Annotated in this window: 16 protein-coding genes, 1 tRNA gene and 2 pseudogenes; 10 read left to right on the forward strand and 9 right to left on the reverse strand. The window is 57.0% G+C overall.

Features of this window, described 5'->3' with window-relative positions; all coding sequences use genetic code 11:
- Positions 1–60 precede the first annotated feature (60 nt).
- Positions 61–855: pseudogene (locus tag CX511_RS16785) on the reverse strand (DNA adenine methylase).
- A gap of 179 nt (positions 856–1,034) precedes the next feature.
- Between CX511_RS16785 and CX511_RS16790 the strand changes: the two are divergent.
- On the forward strand, positions 1,035–1,583 hold the full coding sequence (locus tag CX511_RS16790) for a hypothetical protein (protein ID WP_101292158.1): 549 nt from the start codon (positions 1,035–1,037) through the stop codon (positions 1,581–1,583).
- On the opposite strand, the gene CX511_RS16795 is transcribed toward CX511_RS16790, so the two are convergent.
- The 6 genes and pseudogenes from CX511_RS16795 to CX511_RS25500 form a co-directional block, all read right to left on the reverse strand.
- The gene (locus tag CX511_RS16795) at positions 1,575–2,150 is read right to left on the reverse strand and encodes a lysis protein (protein ID WP_101292157.1); all 576 of its coding nucleotides are present in this window, start codon (positions 2,148–2,150) and stop codon (positions 1,575–1,577) included. The genes CX511_RS16790 and CX511_RS16795 overlap by 9 nt on opposite strands.
- Entirely contained in the window at positions 2,151–2,702 is a 552-nt protein-coding gene (locus CX511_RS16800) for a glycoside hydrolase family 19 protein (RefSeq protein ID WP_220639156.1), read from the reverse strand. It lies immediately after the preceding gene.
- Positions 2,703–2,724: 22 nt separating this feature from the next.
- Positions 2,725–3,779, reverse strand: a pseudogene (locus tag CX511_RS16805) (phage late control D family protein).
- A gap of 66 nt (positions 3,780–3,845) precedes the next feature.
- The gene (locus CX511_RS16810; protein ID WP_101292972.1) at positions 3,846–4,052 is read right to left on the reverse strand and encodes a tail protein X; all 207 of its coding nucleotides are present in this window, start codon (positions 4,050–4,052) and stop codon (positions 3,846–3,848) included.
- A complete protein-coding gene (locus CX511_RS16815; RefSeq protein ID WP_045189785.1) occupies positions 4,027–4,872 on the reverse strand; it encodes a phage tail protein in 846 nt (281 codons plus the stop codon). The genes CX511_RS16810 and CX511_RS16815 overlap by 26 nt, the downstream gene beginning before the upstream one ends.
- A 9-nt stretch (positions 4,873–4,881) precedes the next feature.
- Positions 4,882–5,502 carry a hypothetical protein gene (locus tag CX511_RS25500; RefSeq protein WP_143527746.1) on the reverse strand — a complete coding sequence of 207 codons (621 nt, stop codon included), beginning with the start codon at positions 5,500–5,502 and terminating at the stop codon, positions 4,882–4,884.
- Positions 5,503–5,661: 159 nt separating this feature from the next.
- Between CX511_RS25500 and CX511_RS16825 the strand changes: the two genes are divergently transcribed.
- Entirely contained in the window at positions 5,662–6,444 is a 783-nt protein-coding gene (locus CX511_RS16825; protein WP_231353469.1) for a tyrosine-type recombinase/integrase, read from the forward strand.
- A 348-nt stretch (positions 6,445–6,792) separates the two neighbouring features.
- Positions 6,793–8,178: a hypothetical protein gene (locus tag CX511_RS16830; protein WP_143527744.1), complete on the forward strand. Its 1,386-nt coding sequence runs from the start codon at positions 6,793–6,795 to the stop codon at positions 8,176–8,178.
- 2 nt (positions 8,179–8,180) lie between these two features.
- On the opposite strand, the gene CX511_RS16835 is transcribed toward CX511_RS16830, so the two are convergent.
- Both CX511_RS16835 and CX511_RS16840 read right to left on the reverse strand, forming a co-directional pair.
- Positions 8,181–9,041, reverse strand: a complete 861-nt coding sequence (locus CX511_RS16835) for a DNA adenine methylase (RefSeq protein WP_101292969.1) — start codon at positions 9,039–9,041, stop codon at positions 8,181–8,183.
- A gap of 241 nt (positions 9,042–9,282) precedes the next feature.
- Positions 9,283–9,370: transfer RNA gene (locus CX511_RS16840), tRNA-Ser, on the reverse strand.
- Positions 9,371–9,491: 121 nt separating this feature from the next.
- Here CX511_RS16840 and CX511_RS16845 point away from each other — a divergent pair.
- The 7 genes from CX511_RS16845 to CX511_RS16875 all read left to right on the forward strand — a co-directional run bounded on the left by CX511_RS16845 (position 9,492) and on the right by CX511_RS16875 (position 14,239).
- A complete protein-coding gene (locus CX511_RS16845; RefSeq protein ID WP_045188336.1) occupies positions 9,492–10,163 on the forward strand; it encodes a Bax inhibitor-1/YccA family protein in 672 nt (223 codons plus the stop codon).
- 170 nt (positions 10,164–10,333) lie between these two features.
- On the forward strand, positions 10,334–11,713 hold the full coding sequence (locus CX511_RS16850) for a nucleobase:cation symporter-2 family protein (RefSeq protein WP_045188339.1): 1,380 nt from the start codon (positions 10,334–10,336) through the stop codon (positions 11,711–11,713).
- Positions 11,714–11,862: 149 nt separating this feature from the next.
- Complete coding sequence (gene tusD / locus CX511_RS16855) at positions 11,863–12,255, forward strand: sulfurtransferase complex subunit TusD (protein ID WP_045188342.1); 393 nt, start codon at positions 11,863–11,865, stop codon at positions 12,253–12,255.
- A 1-nt stretch (position 12,256) separates the two neighbouring features.
- Positions 12,257–12,616: a sulfurtransferase complex subunit TusC gene (tusC, locus tag CX511_RS16860; RefSeq protein ID WP_045188343.1), complete on the forward strand. Its 360-nt coding sequence runs from the start codon at positions 12,257–12,259 to the stop codon at positions 12,614–12,616.
- A complete protein-coding gene (gene tusB / locus CX511_RS16865) occupies positions 12,616–12,915 on the forward strand; it encodes a sulfurtransferase complex subunit TusB (protein ID WP_101292968.1) in 300 nt (99 codons plus the stop codon). The genes tusC and tusB overlap by 1 nt, the downstream gene beginning before the upstream one ends.
- Positions 12,912–13,247: a TusE/DsrC/DsvC family sulfur relay protein gene (locus tag CX511_RS16870; protein ID WP_101292967.1), complete on the forward strand. Its 336-nt coding sequence runs from the start codon at positions 12,912–12,914 to the stop codon at positions 13,245–13,247. Before tusB ends, CX511_RS16870 begins: the two co-directional genes overlap by 4 nt.
- Positions 13,244–14,239 (forward strand): glycosyl transferase family protein, encoded by a 996-nt coding sequence (locus tag CX511_RS16875; RefSeq protein WP_045188349.1) that lies wholly within the window; start codon positions 13,244–13,246, stop codon positions 14,237–14,239. Before CX511_RS16870 ends, CX511_RS16875 begins: the two co-directional genes overlap by 4 nt.
- Positions 14,240–14,338: the final 99 nt, after the last annotated feature.

Consider the following 14,338-nt stretch of genomic DNA (forward strand, 5'->3'; position numbering starts at 1 on the left):
TGTTTAATTGGCGGCAACTCCCTCAAGGAGTCCAAATGAGAAGCATTGGCGCTAATTTAATCAAAACAGCCCTCCCAAAACAGCTGGAGGCCAGTTCATAATCACCAATTCACCCGTCACTTCAGCCTTACCTTGACGCTGATTGGTGTTGCTGTAACGAATGTCCAGAAGCTCGAAGTGGAAGCCGTCGAAAGCTCGACGGATGTCAGGATGGTCGTTGATGCTGACCATCACCTTACCTTTGCAGCGGCGCATGAACTCGGCAATACGTTCGTAATTCTCGAACGGAAAGTCGAACCCGTACCCAGCAGTCTACCAGTACGGTGGGACCATGGAGTGGAAGGTGTGCACTCGATCGTAACGCTCTGCGCACTCCAACCACGAGAGGTTCTCGACATAGGTCCCCGCGAGCCGCTGCCAGGCTGCCGAGAGGTTTTCCTCGATCCGCAGCAGGTTGATGGCCGGACCCGTGGTCGCGTTACCGAAAGTCTGCCCGGTTACCTTGCCACCGAACGCATGTTGCTGCAGGTAGAAGAACCGAGCGGCGCGCTGGATGTCAGTGAGGGTTTCCGGGCGGGTCATCTTCTGCCATTCGAAGATCTGGCGCGAGCTGAGCGCCCATTTGAACTGACGCACGAACTCTTCCAGGTGGTTCTGCACCACCCGATAGAGTGTAACCAGGTCGCCGTTTAGATCATTGAGCACCTCCACCGGCGCGGGCTACGGACGCATGAAGAACAGCGCAGCGCCACCGGCGAAGACTTCGACGTAGCATTCATGAGGGGGAAAAAGGGGGATAAGGCGGTCGACCAAGCGGCGCTTGCCACCCATCCAGGGAATAATTGGAGTCGTCATTTGATAGCAAGTCTTTACTGTATGGATAAACAGGTGTTAGGCTCGCCGTGCTTTGTGCACAAGGCAGGGGCCACGGCTGGACTTGCAGGAAGGGTCTTGCTGGTTCGGCGGGCCGGGGTGGATGTTAGCGCATCCCCTTGGCCCGCTCCTTTCATGTCTTAGATCATGGATTTCTCCGCATGGAAAACACAGTCAGAAAAAACTTGAATAAAACCAAGATCGAGTGCTACGAATTCCTGAGCAAGCTTAAAACAGAAATACCTCTTCCTATTCTGCAAGGCTCCCTGCCTGTTATCATATTTAGCAGAAAAGAAAGTGACGTTGATGCGATCTTGGGAGGTCTCCTTGCCGGTGACCAGCTGATAAAATATTCTTTCTACTTGCTAATTCCTTACGCAATAGTTTTATTAGTGAAGTGGGGAATCCGACTAAGCTTTGACTCTAGCCGGGAAAAATTCGAATATCTTCACTTACTAATCAGCGAGGTGGGGACTGGGTTTCTCACGATTTCTAGAACTGGTCTAGGAGCAACCATCGGGTGTTTATATCTCGTTCACACAACTCAAATTATTACTGCGAGCCCAAGAGAGATACTTGGAGCATACATAGGAGTCATTTCCCTCCTACATGTAAACTGCATGGTCGTTTTTTTAAAAGATCGTGCCATGAAAAGCATCAACCATAAGTCGCCTCCAAATCCTTATAGACTCGACAAGAATTTAAGGTAATGTTCCAAACTGCCGCCCTAGTATTTCAGATACATAATTCTGACAAGCTCTAAGAGCAATTATTCCTCGCTCTCCTTCATCAGTAATGGCGAAAATTCGTTGAGCATGCGTTCGGTCAAGGTCGGCGCGTAAGGCTGCATGTACCAAGCCTCCGGTGCCGGCGGCTTCTCGCACCTTACCGTCACAACCCTGGGCGGCAACGGATCCGGCGTCGATAATGACTGACAACCGCAAGTCAGCAGTAGCAAGCCTGTCACGCAGGCGAGCCTGATTTTGTTGAGCATCGCCCATCTCCTTCCAGTGTGTTTTTGCCTGCTCCTGCAGACGGTCTTCCAGGCCGCGGCGAGCATCCTGCTGTGCCGCCAATTGATCGAGCGCAGCTGCAGCCGCAGCCTCGCGCTCGCGGCCATGCGCTCGATCTTTCGCTGCCAGCTGCCGGTCGTAGTCCGTAGCCTGATCGGAAAGCTGCTTGCCGTAGTCATTCGTCTGCCACAACCATGCCCCACGCCCACCCAAAACCAGCCCGAGCAGCAGGGCGAGCGCCGCAAAGACGCCAACCCAAGGCATTCATTGCAGAACCTCTAGCGCCCGCTTGTAGATCGCCTTGCGATCCTCCAGACCGTTGGTACCACCATTGATACGCTTGGTGATAGTGAGGAAGTCGCCCTTATCGGCCAGGGTGTTCAGACCGGCGCGATGCCAGAACCAACCCGCCGACATTGAGGCATACACCGGCTGCTCCAGCAGTTCAGGGGTGGCAAGCAATCGGCTGTCGCCGAACAAAGCCTCACTGCAGGCCTCATAGTTGGCCCGCCCGGTCACTTGAATCAGCCCCCGACCGCGATACTTTTGCCCGTCGCCATCGGCCTCGGGGGTGTTGCCCAGGCGCTGGGCAAGTTTGCCGGTGTCGTACTTGGCCAGGTAGGCATCCCCACCCAGCTCGCGGACATAACGAAACTGGCCGGACTCATGTCCGATCTGGGCGATGAACGCAGCCATGCGCAGGCGGGTGATGATGGCGTACTTGCCCATGGTGGCATTGAGGCCAGGAACAAAAACGCCGGCGTTGCGGCCGGCGTGAGGAAGGATCTGCAGCAGCTGCTGCGCACTGATAGACATAGGACTTCTCCGAGTGCGGCTGTCAGGCCGGTTTTGATGGGTCAACCACTTGCAGTGGCTTGGTTTCTTTCGTTTTCTTGGACTTGGCTTTGGCCTTGCCCTTCTTGCCGCCGTTGCACTCGACCGTGGTGGTCCAACCGGACTGGGTAAAAACCTGCTCGACTGAATCCACCAGGTACTCGCCATCGAGGCCGCCCTTGAAGCCCTGGGCGCTGATCATGCGCTCGGCAAACAAGTCAGTACGCCCCGCCATCTCCAGGCGCACGCTGGCCGTGCTGCGGTTGAACGCGGCCAAGCGCGCCTTGGCGGCCTGCTGAGCGGCGGACTTGTTCGGGTAGATATGTCGGTCGGTATGCACCGGCGGCAGGCCATCAGGTGCATCCTCGTTGCCCAGATCAACCGTCTGCAGCGAACCGCTCTTCTTGTCCTGATGCCTGGCCTGCACAGCCTCTGACTGGACTTGTCGCTCAACCGGAACTGGTAGCGGCTGACGTCCTGGCGAGTAATGGTGACCATGCCCAGGGCTTTGCCGCTCGCGCTCTGCCCGCCCTGACGCGGCAGCACCAGCAACTTGCCGTCGCCGACCTTGGCCGTGCAGTCGTACTGCTTGGCCAGGCGCGTGATGAAGTTGAAATCGGACTCGTTGAGTTGGTCGATGCGGGGCACCTTGGTGGCCACCGGGCATACCGGTTGCCAACCATTGCGGGCTGCGAGGTCACCAACGATCTGCTGCAGGGGGACGCCCTCCCAACTGCCGCTGCGCGTGGTCTTGCCACTGCCACGCATGTCGCTGGCCTTGCCGCGAATCACCAGCGTGTCAGGTGGGCCAGACAACTCGACCTCATCGACGGTGTATCGACCCAACCGGGCAAGGGCCTTGCCGGAGTAGCCAAGTAGAACCTCGATATGAGCGCCGCGACTGGGTAGTGCTACGGCCTGGTCACGGTCATCAATGCGCAACTCGAACTCATCCGACTCCATGCCCGGCTTATCCGATGTACGCAGCATCAACAGACGGTCATTGATCAGTGCGGTGATGTCCTTGCCATCAGCGACAAGGCGAAAAACAGGTCTCATGGTGCCTGCTCCAGAAATGCAAAACCCCGCACGGGGCGGGGCTTTGTGGTTGGGTGTAGTGCGGGATCAATCCCACAATTGAAACAGCGCCTCGGTCGGTGCTGGCAGATCCGGTAGCACGATCAATACGCCCGCCCGGTAGGGCTGCGACTCATCGGCTAGCCCCTGATTGGCACCCAGAACCGCCTCGACCGTACCGTTGAGGTGGCCGTAATAATGCTGACAGAGGATGTCGAGCAGATCCCCGTCAGACGTTCTGCAGGTCGTTGCCATAGCTCACAAACTCCAAACTAAAGCCTTGCTTGCGCGGGATACCACCGGCCAACAGGCTGCTTTGTTCCTCGTCCAGGCTCAGCAGGCACCAGTTACCCAGCACCTCGCCATAGCCGGTGGTAAGGCTCAGTGGCTGCAGGCGACGGCCCATGCTGCGCAGGGTGTCCAGTTGCTTGAGGCCACCCTTGTGCCCTGGGAAGATCGCTCCCTTGAGGCTCAGCTTGTCCTCACCCTGGCCGATGGCCTGCTGGGCAATGCTCCGACTTAGCCGCTCCTGCCCTGCCCATCTGAACGCGGTCTGCCTACGCAGCTCATCGAACGCCGCCGTGTCGAGGTTGAAGTAATAGGGCTGGGCGTTCGGTTCCAGCGGCTGCACGATCAGCAGATGCGGGAACGGTTTCACTGCCTCGGCCGCAGGGGTCAGCTCTGGTGCAAAGTCGCCCGTTGGCATGATGTTGCCCAGGGATGGGCTGATCTTACCAGCGATACGGTTGATCGCAGCGCCCGCCTTACCAGCCTGTTCCTTCAGCGACCCCAGGCGCTCCTGCACCTGACTGGCAGCACTCACCGCCTGGTTGTACTTGGCTGCGGCCTCGCCAACCATGGATTGCGCGGCGTTGACCGCACGCATAGTCCGCTGCAGCTTCTCGCCGACCATCGGCCCCACGAAGGGCAAACTCTCCAGCTCAGAGGCGGCGCCGGTCATGTCGCCAATGGCGCCATTGAGCGGCCCCAGCATGCCGTCGAGACTGGTTCGCCCAGCCTCCCCTGCTTTCACGATGTACTTGAGCCCCGATTGCAACTGCTCCATGTAGGCCATGGCACCTCCTTAAACGTGTGGCGCATCAAACAACTGGATTGAGGACTGACGGGCAAGCGCCTCCCGCATGAAAGCCTCAAACGGCTGCTGGAGAAGCGGGGTCAACTCGCGGACCAGTTGCGCGGGATCTTTCACATCCCCTTGCACCGTGATGGGTATGTTCGGTGCAAAGGTGAAAGTCTGGTCAACCTTCGGAGGCACAGGCTTGCTCGCCTCAACCACCTTGGCGGCAGCTGGCAACGACACCGGCGGCGGCTTGGCAGAATCGACCAAGGAACGCACCACATCGCCCATACCGTTGGCCTGGTTCGAGGTGTCACCCTGCCCCACTCTCAGCGCCTCGGGCTTGCTGCGTTCAATGACCTTGGCCACTACTGGAGCAGCCACCCCAGCCTGCTGGGTAACTCCGTCCAGGGCGCGCATGGCCATACCTAAATCAGCCTGCGAAAGCTGCGTCGGCGCCTGAGCCCGCTCCACGGGTTTGTGAACCGTATCAAGCGATAGGGTCGGGGAAAAACCTTCTCCAAGGCCAGGCACCGCAATACCAAGTAGGCTCCGCTCGCCGATTGGCTTTCGCCGGGCAAACGCTGGCAGTTCATTCCACTGCTTTTCCACCTCCTCGTCGCTCATCGAGTCAACTGACGTCGGTGCTACCGAGGTCGGACGGGCCAAGGTCGATACCGGCACCGGCGCCGAGGGTGCAGGCACCGCCGCACCGACCACTACGGGGGAGACTGCCGGGGGTGCGTGGGCATTCTTCTCGGCGCTGGCCTCACTGCTTTCAGCGACTTGCTCGGGCTTGTCTTCCCCGCCAAACCACGACTTGCCGATGCACCGATTGATGCCATCACCCCTCAGATAATCGCTCAGTACCGAGATAAACGAACAGGAAAGGTGCGGGCGAACCGCGAAATCGCCCTGCTCTCCCATATCTACAACATGGCCCGAGAGTGGGGAATTACCGAAAAAGAGAACCCTGCGACCGGTGTGCGAAAAAACAAAGAACGGCCGCGCGATTTTTATGCCGGGCCAGAGATTTGGGATGCGGTCTATCGAGGGGCAGCATCTGAGTTGCGGGACGCTATGGACCTGGCATATCTGACAGGGCAACGCCCTGCCGATGTGCTCTCGATGCGAGCAACTGATTGCGTAGATGGCCACCTTCAGGTGGCCCAGGGTAAGACATCTAAAAAACTGAGGATACAATTAGAAACTAATAACCAGATGAAGGAGTTAGGACTGCTTTTAAGACGTTTATTGCAGCAACGTAAAGACCGCGGTGTCCGCAATCCCTACCTCATCACCACTGAAGATGGAAGGAATGTAACTGCATTGATGTTACGCCTCCGGTTCGATGGGGCCAGGAAATCAGCCGCTGAACAGGCACTCGGAAGCCAGGACAAACTGCTGGCCGAGCAAATCCGACTCTTTCAATTTAGAGATATCCGGCCTAAAGCAGCCAGCGAAATCCTGGACCTGGCGCACGCGAGTCGCCTGCTCGGGCATACCGACAAGAGAATCACTGAGACTGTCTATCGCCGGGTTGGCGAGGTGGTGAAGCCGACCCGATAGTTGAATCAGCTACCTGCACAAGAGCCGCTAGCGCATTGGACATCATTGAAGTCCACTCCCCAGCACATCGCATTCGATGGCATTGTCGTTGATATTAAAAGGATGGCATGATCGGCCTCAACGGACACCATTGGAGCTGATACGCTTTGCTCAGGCCAGACGACATCAATGACTCATTGACCCGCCTGAGATGCCTCTGGCCGCCGTTTGAGCCGTCTGGCCAAGACACAGGCCATAACATCCTGGCAAAGCCCCCGAGTGATGCAGCATCCCTTTGCTCGACAACCTTCTCTGTGGCCCCGAACCTCACCTCCCCCTTTCAACACTCCTTTTTCTTTTGGGGCATACATGTCATCTAGAAAGAATATTTCCATAAACAGTATCTTATTGGACACTGAGAATGCTCGCCATGGAGATAAAGAGTCACAGCGTGAAATATATGCTTGGATGTGTAGCGGTGAAATCGCCCCAAAGGTGATGCGATTAGCTACTGAAATAGCAAAAAAAGGTATAAGCCCGCTTGAAACTCCTGCAGTAGTACCTTCTCCTGATGGGGAACGTAAGCCTTGGATTGTCGTCGAGGGCAATCGACGAGTTGCCGCACTTAAATTTTTGAACGACCCAAAGCTATGCCCAGATCAAAAGTTACGCAAACAATATGAACGTTTGAAAGCAAATGCCGCAACCCCAATAAAAAGCAAATTTGAGTTTGTTACTTTCGACAGTATTGATATTGCTAGTTATTGGATTGATCTGCGCCACGGCGGGGAGAATGGCGGCGCAGGCATTATTTCTTGGGGGCCGATGGAGGTAGACAATTTTGCTGCACGACTAGGCAAAAAAACCACCAATCGACCAGCAGTAGAGATTCTTAGCTATGCACTTAAGAAAGAGCTGATCAGCCAAAAAGAATTTAAATCCGTGCCGGTCACGACTTTATTTCGACTCGTATCTACTCCTGTAGCCCGTAAAGATTTGGGTTTTGACCTAATAAAAGGAAAGATACACAGAGTAGCAAGCGAAGCTTATTTCGACCAAGCAATCGAAAGAGTCCTAAAAATCCTCGCCTCTGGCGAAAAAACTGTTACCGATTTAAAAACTAAAGAGCTGCGTGAAGGTTTCACAAAAACACTTCGCACGGAAAATAATTGGCCGGAGTACGAAGTAGAGACGCCTATCCCAATCGATGAGTCCGCAAATGATAATTGGGAACCCGTAGAAGATACCTCTGAGGGTGACGAGGCGGAATCCAATACAACCAAACCTCGAAAACCTCGCACTCCCCAAACGCCGTCTTGGGATCGGAAGTCCCTATTCGCACGAGGCAGAGATGGGCTCTCAATTCCTGAGGAGAACTCCAAAGCATGGAACATTGTTGCCGAGCTGCGCCGCCTAAAAACAGGCGGCAACACAGGCACACCAATAGCCGTTGCCATGTTGCTCCGAGCGCTAATTGAGATCAGCACCAATCGCTACCGAGACGTCTATGCCGTTAAAGCCGACCAAGACTTCACTCGCCAGGTCGCTATAATAGCGGATCACATGCGTGGTAATTCTCGAATCACCGTTGATCAACACACACTGATCAACCGCATGACACGAGATGCCGAAAGCATGCTCCACGTCAAGACGTTACAAAAGTACGTGCACTCTGAGGCATTCCATCCCACGGCAGACGTCCTAAACTCACTCTGGGACCAGATATCATTTTTCGTAGGCGAGTGCTGGAAGTAACATTAACGCCTTAGGACTGGAGAAGTGTGAAGCTCCAAGTTTCCATAGAACATTGCCTCAGTCGCTTTTGGCCTGAGCATATGAGTTGAGTAGTGGAGAGAAAACTCCACTACTTGCGCATCTTCGTAGAGGTCTTTGATTTCTGTACAGTTATCGTAGGTCACCAACCAAGGAGTACCTATCCCCATAACAGCCTCTGCAATTCGCTGGTGATCCTGCGGCTGATAGTGATTACGATAGAGCTGCCCGCCCTTTTCATAATATGGCGGATCCAAATATATCAAAGACTGCTCATTCATATTAATATCTGGATGCACAATCAACTCCAGCGCATCCATATTGAACAACTGGATACGTTCGCTCAGCGAGCCAATCCTGACCACGCGCTCGATAAGCTTTTCTTTATTGTAACGGGCATCAATTAGATAATTACCAGTCTGTTTCTGGCCGCCAATAACGCCGCCTTTAATAATACCTGACCGATTGGTTCTATTAAGAAAAAATGCGGCAAACCCCAGCGTAGTCAAATCCAAGCCAGTGGGATCAGCGATGACAGCACGCTGATCGTGCCAAGTTTCCATGGTGACGGGCGTATCACGAATCATGGCTACGAAACGGTCGGTGTCGTTAAGCACTGCCCACCAGAATGCATGCACCACCGGGTCGATATCGTTTATAGCAATCCGGTCGACAAAATTATTGCTGAGGAGGTACATCGCCGCCCCAGCCCCCCCGGCATAGGGCTCAACATACGTCCCACCCTCCAGCCCGTTATGCTTGATGAGATCAGACAACCAAGCCCCCAATCGACCTTTGCCTCCGGGGTAACGCAGCGGTGTAACGAATGAAGGGGCGGTGGACATTGTAACTCCATGGGTTAGCAGGCACGTAGCCTACCGGAATTCAAGGTAGATGGCCATCCCTGCGCAACCGGAATCAGCCTGCCCAGCGCGCGCAACCAATAATGCTCATGCGTTCCAAATTGAAATATCTCAACTGGTTGCGGAAACGATCACAAAAATGCGGAAACGATCAGGTCTGAGAATGAGACAAAACAGCTGCCCCAGAAACGCAAAAAGCCCTGAATAATCAGGGCTTTGAATATGGCGGAAGCGTAGAGATTCGAACTCTAGGATAGTTGCCCATCGACGGTTTTCAAGACCGTTGCCTTAAACCACTCGGCCACGCTTCCTCGTATTGCGGGCGCCATAATACCGAAATGAAACAAGCTGTCAAACTCTCTGTGTAGCTGGTTTGCCAGGCTCTGTTATTATCTTTGCATCTGAACGTTTCAAACCCACAGGAGTGTCGCCATGCGCGAACAGGATTACGCCGTCAATCACGGCCAGCAGGTCGAGCAGCAGGAGGTCAGCAAAGTCCTGCGCAATACGTACGGTTTGCTGGCTATCACCCTCGCCTTCAGTGGCGTCATGGCCTTCGTCGCGCAACAAATGCGCGTCGGCTACCCGAACGTTTTCGTGGTGCTGATCGGTTTCTACGGCCTGTTCTTCCTCACCAACAAGCTGCGTGATTCGGTCTGGGGCCTGGTGTCTACCTTTGCCCTCACCGGTTTCATGGGCTTTATCCTCGGCCCGATCCTCAACCGTTACCTGGGCATGGCCGGTGGCGCTGAGGTGGTGAGCTCGGCCTTCGCGATGACCGCGCTGGTGTTCGGTGGTCTGTCGGCCTATGTGCTGATTACCCGCAAGGACATGAGCTTCCTCGGTGGCTTCATCACCGCCGGTTTCTTCGTGCTGATGGGCGCCGTGCTGGCTAGCCTGTTCTTCCAGATCAGCGGCCTGCAACTGGCGATCAGCGCCGGCTTCGTGCTGTTCTCGTCGGTGTGCATTCTGTTCCAGACCAGCGCGATCATTCACGGTGGCGAGCGCAACTACATCATGGCGACCGTCAGCCTGTATGTGTCGATCTACAACCTGTTCGTCAGCCTGCTGCAGTTGTTCGGCCTGATGGGTCGGGATGACTGATCTGGTTTGTGTTGGATAGATTGTGAAAAAGCCCGCTTCGGCGGGCTTTTTTGTGGGTGAGTTTTTTGGCAAGGTCCGCCCCTACATAGACGGTGGACGCCGTAATTACTACCGCAAATGGCCACAGCCCCGTAGAATGCGCTCCTTTTTTCTTCCGGGGCAGCATTCCCATGAGTTCAATCGAGCAAGGGCCCGGCGCACCTGCGCAGGTCAATGAACTGGTTCTCGGCCTTGAGGATCGGCCGCGGCCGCTGATTGCCATGCTGGCCGCGCTGCAACATCTGCTGGCGATCATTGTGCCGATTGTGACGCCGGGGCTGCTGATCTGTCAGGCGCTCGGGGTGTCGGCGCGCGATACCAACCTGATTGTATCGATGTCATTGGTGATTTCCGGGATCGCTACCTTTGTTCAATGCCGACGCTTCGGGCCGTTCGGCGCCGGGCTGCTGATTGTTCAGGGCACCAGCTTCAACTTTGTCGGGCCGCTGATCGCCGGTGGCGCGCTGATGGTCAAGCAAGGTACGCCGGTGGAAGCGGTCATGGCGGCGATTTTCGGTGTGGTGATTGCCGGCTCGTTCGTCGAGATGGGCATTTCGCGCATTCTGCCGTTCGTTAAACGCCTGATCACGCCGCTGGTGACCGGTATCGTGGTGCTGATGATCGGCCTGACCCTGATCAAGGTCGGCCTGATCAGCATGGGCGGTGGTTTTGGCGCCATGAGCAACGGCACATTCGCCAATGGCGAGAACCTGCTGCTGTCGGGTGTGGTGCTGGCAATTATCGTGGTGCTTAACCGTGTTCCGGTGGTGTGGATGCGCAGCTGCGCGATTGTCATCGCGCTGGCGGTCGGTTATGCCCTGGCCGGCTATCTGGGCCGCCTGGACTTCACCGGTATGCACCAGGCCGAGCTGTTTCAGGTGCCGATGCCGCTGCATTTCGGCTTGGGCTTCTCCTGGGCGCTGTTCATTCCCATGCTGGTGATCTATCTGGTGACGTCGCTGGAAGCCATTGGTGACGTTACCGCCACCAGTAAGGTTTCGCGCCAGCCGGTCGAAGGCCCACTGTGGATGCAGCGGATCAAGGGCGGAGTCTTGGTCAACGGTGCCAACTCGCTGTTGGCCGGGGTATTCAATACCTTCCCAAGCTCGATCTTTGCCCAGAACAACGGGGTTATTCAGCTGACCGGTATCGCCAGCCGTCACATCGGCGTATGGATTGCGGCCATGCTGGTGATCCTCGGCCTGTTCCCCACTGTTGCGGGGGTAATCCAGGCTGTGCCGGAACCGGTGCTCGGTGGCGCGGCGATGGTGATGTTCGGCGCGGTGGCCGCTTCCGGGATCAATATCCTGGCCAGCATCAGCCTGGATCGTCGGGCGCTGTTGATTATTGCAGTGTCACTGGCGTTGGGCCTGGGTGTGGCACAGGTGCCCGAGTTCCTCGCGCATATGCCAGCGGCGCTGCGCAATGTGCTGGAATCAGGGGTGGCTACCGGTGGGATTTGTGCGTTGGTGTTGAATTGGTTCTTGCCGGAGCATAAAGAGAACGCTTGATTGCGCGGGCGCTCGTTGCGGCCCATCGCTGGCAATGCCAGCTCCCACAAGGGTTGCAAGGCATTCGCTAATCCCCCTGAAAAGCCCGCAGCATGTTGCTGCGGGCTTTTTGCTTTATTATTGGCGCAGTTTTGCTGAATGAGCCTTCCATGAAGTTCGCCATCGCGGTTTTTTCTCCGGCCCATGCGCCCTCCTCGCGCCGCGCCTTGCTGTTCGCTCAGGCGGCGCTGGCCGCTGGCCATGAGATTGTCCGGCTGTTTTTCTATCAAGACGGTGTACACAGCGCCTCCAGCAACGTGGTCACGCCGCAGGATGAGCTGGACGTCGCTGCGCAGTGGCGCAGCTTTATCAGCGAGCACAGCCTCGATGCCGTGGTGTGTATTGCCGCCGCCTTGCGCCGTGGCGTGCTCAACGCCGAAGAAGCCCAACGCTATCAGCGCCCGGCGGTAAACCTGCCAGCCCCTTGGGAACTGTCCGGGCTCGGCCAACTGCACGAAGGTGCGCAAAGCGCCGACCGCTTGCTGTGCTTTGGAGGCGATTGAGATGGCCAAATCTTTGCTGATTATCAGCCGCCAAGCCCCATGGGCCGGACCATCGGCGCGCGAAGCGCTAGATATCGCCTTGGCCGGAGGTGCCTTCGACCTGCCGCTGGGCATGCTGTTTCTCGATGATGGGGTGTTCCAGCTCGCACCCGGGCAACAACCTGCGCACCTGCAGCAAAAGAACCTCGCCGCCAACCTGCAGGCTCTGCCGATGTTCGGCGTCGAAGCGCTGTTTGCCGCCAGCAGCAGTTTGCAGGAACGCGGCCTGGCCGCCGACGGCCTGAGCCTGCCGGTGCAGGTACTGGATGACGCCGCGCTAGCCGCGTTGATCGACCGTTTCGACCAGGTGGTAACCCTCTGATGAGCACCTTGCACGTTATTGCCCACTCCCCCTTCGGCGACAATCGCCTGAGCAGTTGTCTACGCCTACTCGGCAGCGCAGATGGCCTGTTGCTCTGCGGCGATGCGGTCTATGCCCTGCAACCTGGCAGCGCACCGCTGGCCAGCTTGCAAGCGAGCAGCCTGCAAGGTCGGCTGTTCGCCCTTGAAGAAGACCTGCAAGCCCGCGCCATCAGCGTTGGCAATGACACTCAGGTGATCGACTATCCGGCGTTTGTCGCACTGTCGCTGAACTACGACAAGGTCAACAGCTGGCTATGACGACCTTGATCGTGGGCGAACGCCCTATTGCCCTGGACAAGGACGGCTACCTGGTCGACCTTGCAGACTGGTCCGACGAAGTCGCCCAAGCCTTGGCAGCCCAGGAGCAACTGGAGCTGACCCCTGAACACTGGGAAGTGCTGACCCTGCTGCGCGCTTTTTATCAGGAGTTCGAGCTGTCACCAGCAACCCGCCCACTGATCAAGTACACCGCTCTCAAGCTGGGCCCGGAAAAAGGCAACAGCATGCACCTGAACCGCCTGTTCAAAGGCACTCCCGCCAAACTTGCCGCAAAGCTTGCGGGCCTGCCGAAGCCGACCAATTGCATATGACCGACCCTCGCCCGCTGACCCTGGAAACCCCGGCCGAACACCCCTTTGCCCAGTTCGTGCGCATCCTTGGCAAGGGCAAGCGCGGTGCCCGCGGCCTGAGCCGTGAGGAGGCTCGCCAAGCCATGGGCATGCTGCTCGACGGCGAAGTCGAGGAAACCCAGCTGGGCGCCTTCCTGATGCTGCTGCGGCACAAGGAGGAAAGTCCGGAGGAACTGGCCGGTTTCACCGAGGCCTTACGTCAGCGCGTGCAGGCTCCGCCGATTGCTGTAGACCTGGACTGGCCAACCTATGCCGGCAAGAAGCGTCATCTGCCCTGGTACCTGCTCGCAGCCAAATGCCTGGCCGCCAACGGCGTGCGCATCCTGATGCATGGCGGTGGCGCACACACCGCCGGGCGACTGTATAGCGAACAGGTCCTGACGCTGCTGCAGATCCCGCTGTGCCGTGATTGGGATACCGTCGCGCACGCCCTGGACAGCCAACAGCTGGCATTTATTCCGCTGCACGACTGGGCACCGCGCCTGCAACGGATGATCGACCTGCGTAACACCTTGGGCCTGCGCTCGCCCATTCACTCCCTGGCCCGGGTGCTGAATCCGCTCGGCGCCCGCTGCGGCCTGCAGAGCATCTTCCACCCCGGGTACCAGGCGGTGCACCGCGAAGCCAGTCGCCTGCTTGGCGACACCGCGATTGTGGTCAAGGGCGATGGCGGTGAAATCGAGATCAACCCGGACAGCAACAGCCATCTGTATGGCACCGCCCACGGCATTGACTGGGACGAAGAATGGCCAGCACTGGCCGCGCAACGCCACGTCAAACCGGCGAGCCTTGAGCCTCAACACTTGCTGACGGTATGGCGCGGCGAAGCCCGCGATAGCTACGGCGAGCTTGCCGTGGTTGCCACCATGGCCCTGGCTTTGCGTGGACTGGGTCGCAACCGTGACGATGCATTCGCAGCGGCACAAGGGTACTGGGATCAACGTCAGGCATAAGGCAAACATCAAAAAAGTCGATTAAACAGGCGTAGACTTTGCGCTATTCGTTCGAACTCAAGCCCGTACACTGGGTTCTATATTCGAACGAATCGCCAA

It is taken from the genome of Pseudomonas sp. S06B 330 (assembly GCF_002845275.2).
In the GTDB taxonomy this organism is placed as follows: Bacteria; Pseudomonadota; Gammaproteobacteria; order Pseudomonadales; family Pseudomonadaceae; genus Aquipseudomonas.

Excerpts from the sequence above, each read along its gene's own strand:
- CX511_RS16790 (WP_101292158.1), top strand. The coding sequence starts at position 1,035 with ATGGAAAACACAGTCAGAAAAAACTTGAATAAAACCAAGATCGAGTGC.
- CX511_RS16815 (WP_045189785.1), bottom strand. The coding sequence starts at position 4,872 with ATGGCCTACATGGAGCAGTTGCAATCGGGGCTCAAGTACATCGTGAAA.
- CX511_RS25500 (WP_143527746.1), bottom strand. The coding sequence starts at position 5,502 with ATGAGCGACGAGGAGGTGGAAAAGCAGTGGAATGAACTGCCAGCGTTT.
- CX511_RS16830 (WP_143527744.1), top strand. The coding sequence starts at position 6,793 with ATGTCATCTAGAAAGAATATTTCCATAAACAGTATCTTATTGGACACT.
- CX511_RS16870 (WP_101292967.1), top strand. The coding sequence starts at position 12,912 with ATGACGACCTTGATCGTGGGCGAACGCCCTATTGCCCTGGACAAGGAC.
- tusC (WP_045188343.1), top strand. The coding sequence starts at position 12,257 with ATGGCCAAATCTTTGCTGATTATCAGCCGCCAAGCCCCATGGGCCGGA.
- tusD (WP_045188342.1), top strand. The coding sequence starts at position 11,863 with ATGAAGTTCGCCATCGCGGTTTTTTCTCCGGCCCATGCGCCCTCCTCG.
- CX511_RS16835 (WP_101292969.1), bottom strand. The coding sequence starts at position 9,041 with ATGTCCACCGCCCCTTCATTCGTTACACCGCTGCGTTACCCCGGAGGC.
- CX511_RS16850 (WP_045188339.1), top strand. The coding sequence starts at position 10,334 with ATGAGTTCAATCGAGCAAGGGCCCGGCGCACCTGCGCAGGTCAATGAA.
- CX511_RS16875 (WP_045188349.1), top strand. The coding sequence starts at position 13,244 with ATGACCGACCCTCGCCCGCTGACCCTGGAAACCCCGGCCGAACACCCC.
- CX511_RS16800 (WP_220639156.1), bottom strand. The coding sequence starts at position 2,702 with ATGTCTATCAGTGCGCAGCAGCTGCTGCAGATCCTTCCTCACGCCGGC.
- CX511_RS16810 (WP_101292972.1), bottom strand. The coding sequence starts at position 4,052 with ATGGCAACGACCTGCAGAACGTCTGACGGGGATCTGCTCGACATCCTC.
- CX511_RS16795 (WP_101292157.1), bottom strand. The coding sequence starts at position 2,150 with ATGCCTTGGGTTGGCGTCTTTGCGGCGCTCGCCCTGCTGCTCGGGCTG.
- CX511_RS16845 (WP_045188336.1), top strand. The coding sequence starts at position 9,492 with ATGCGCGAACAGGATTACGCCGTCAATCACGGCCAGCAGGTCGAGCAG.
- tusB (WP_101292968.1), top strand. The coding sequence starts at position 12,616 with ATGAGCACCTTGCACGTTATTGCCCACTCCCCCTTCGGCGACAATCGC.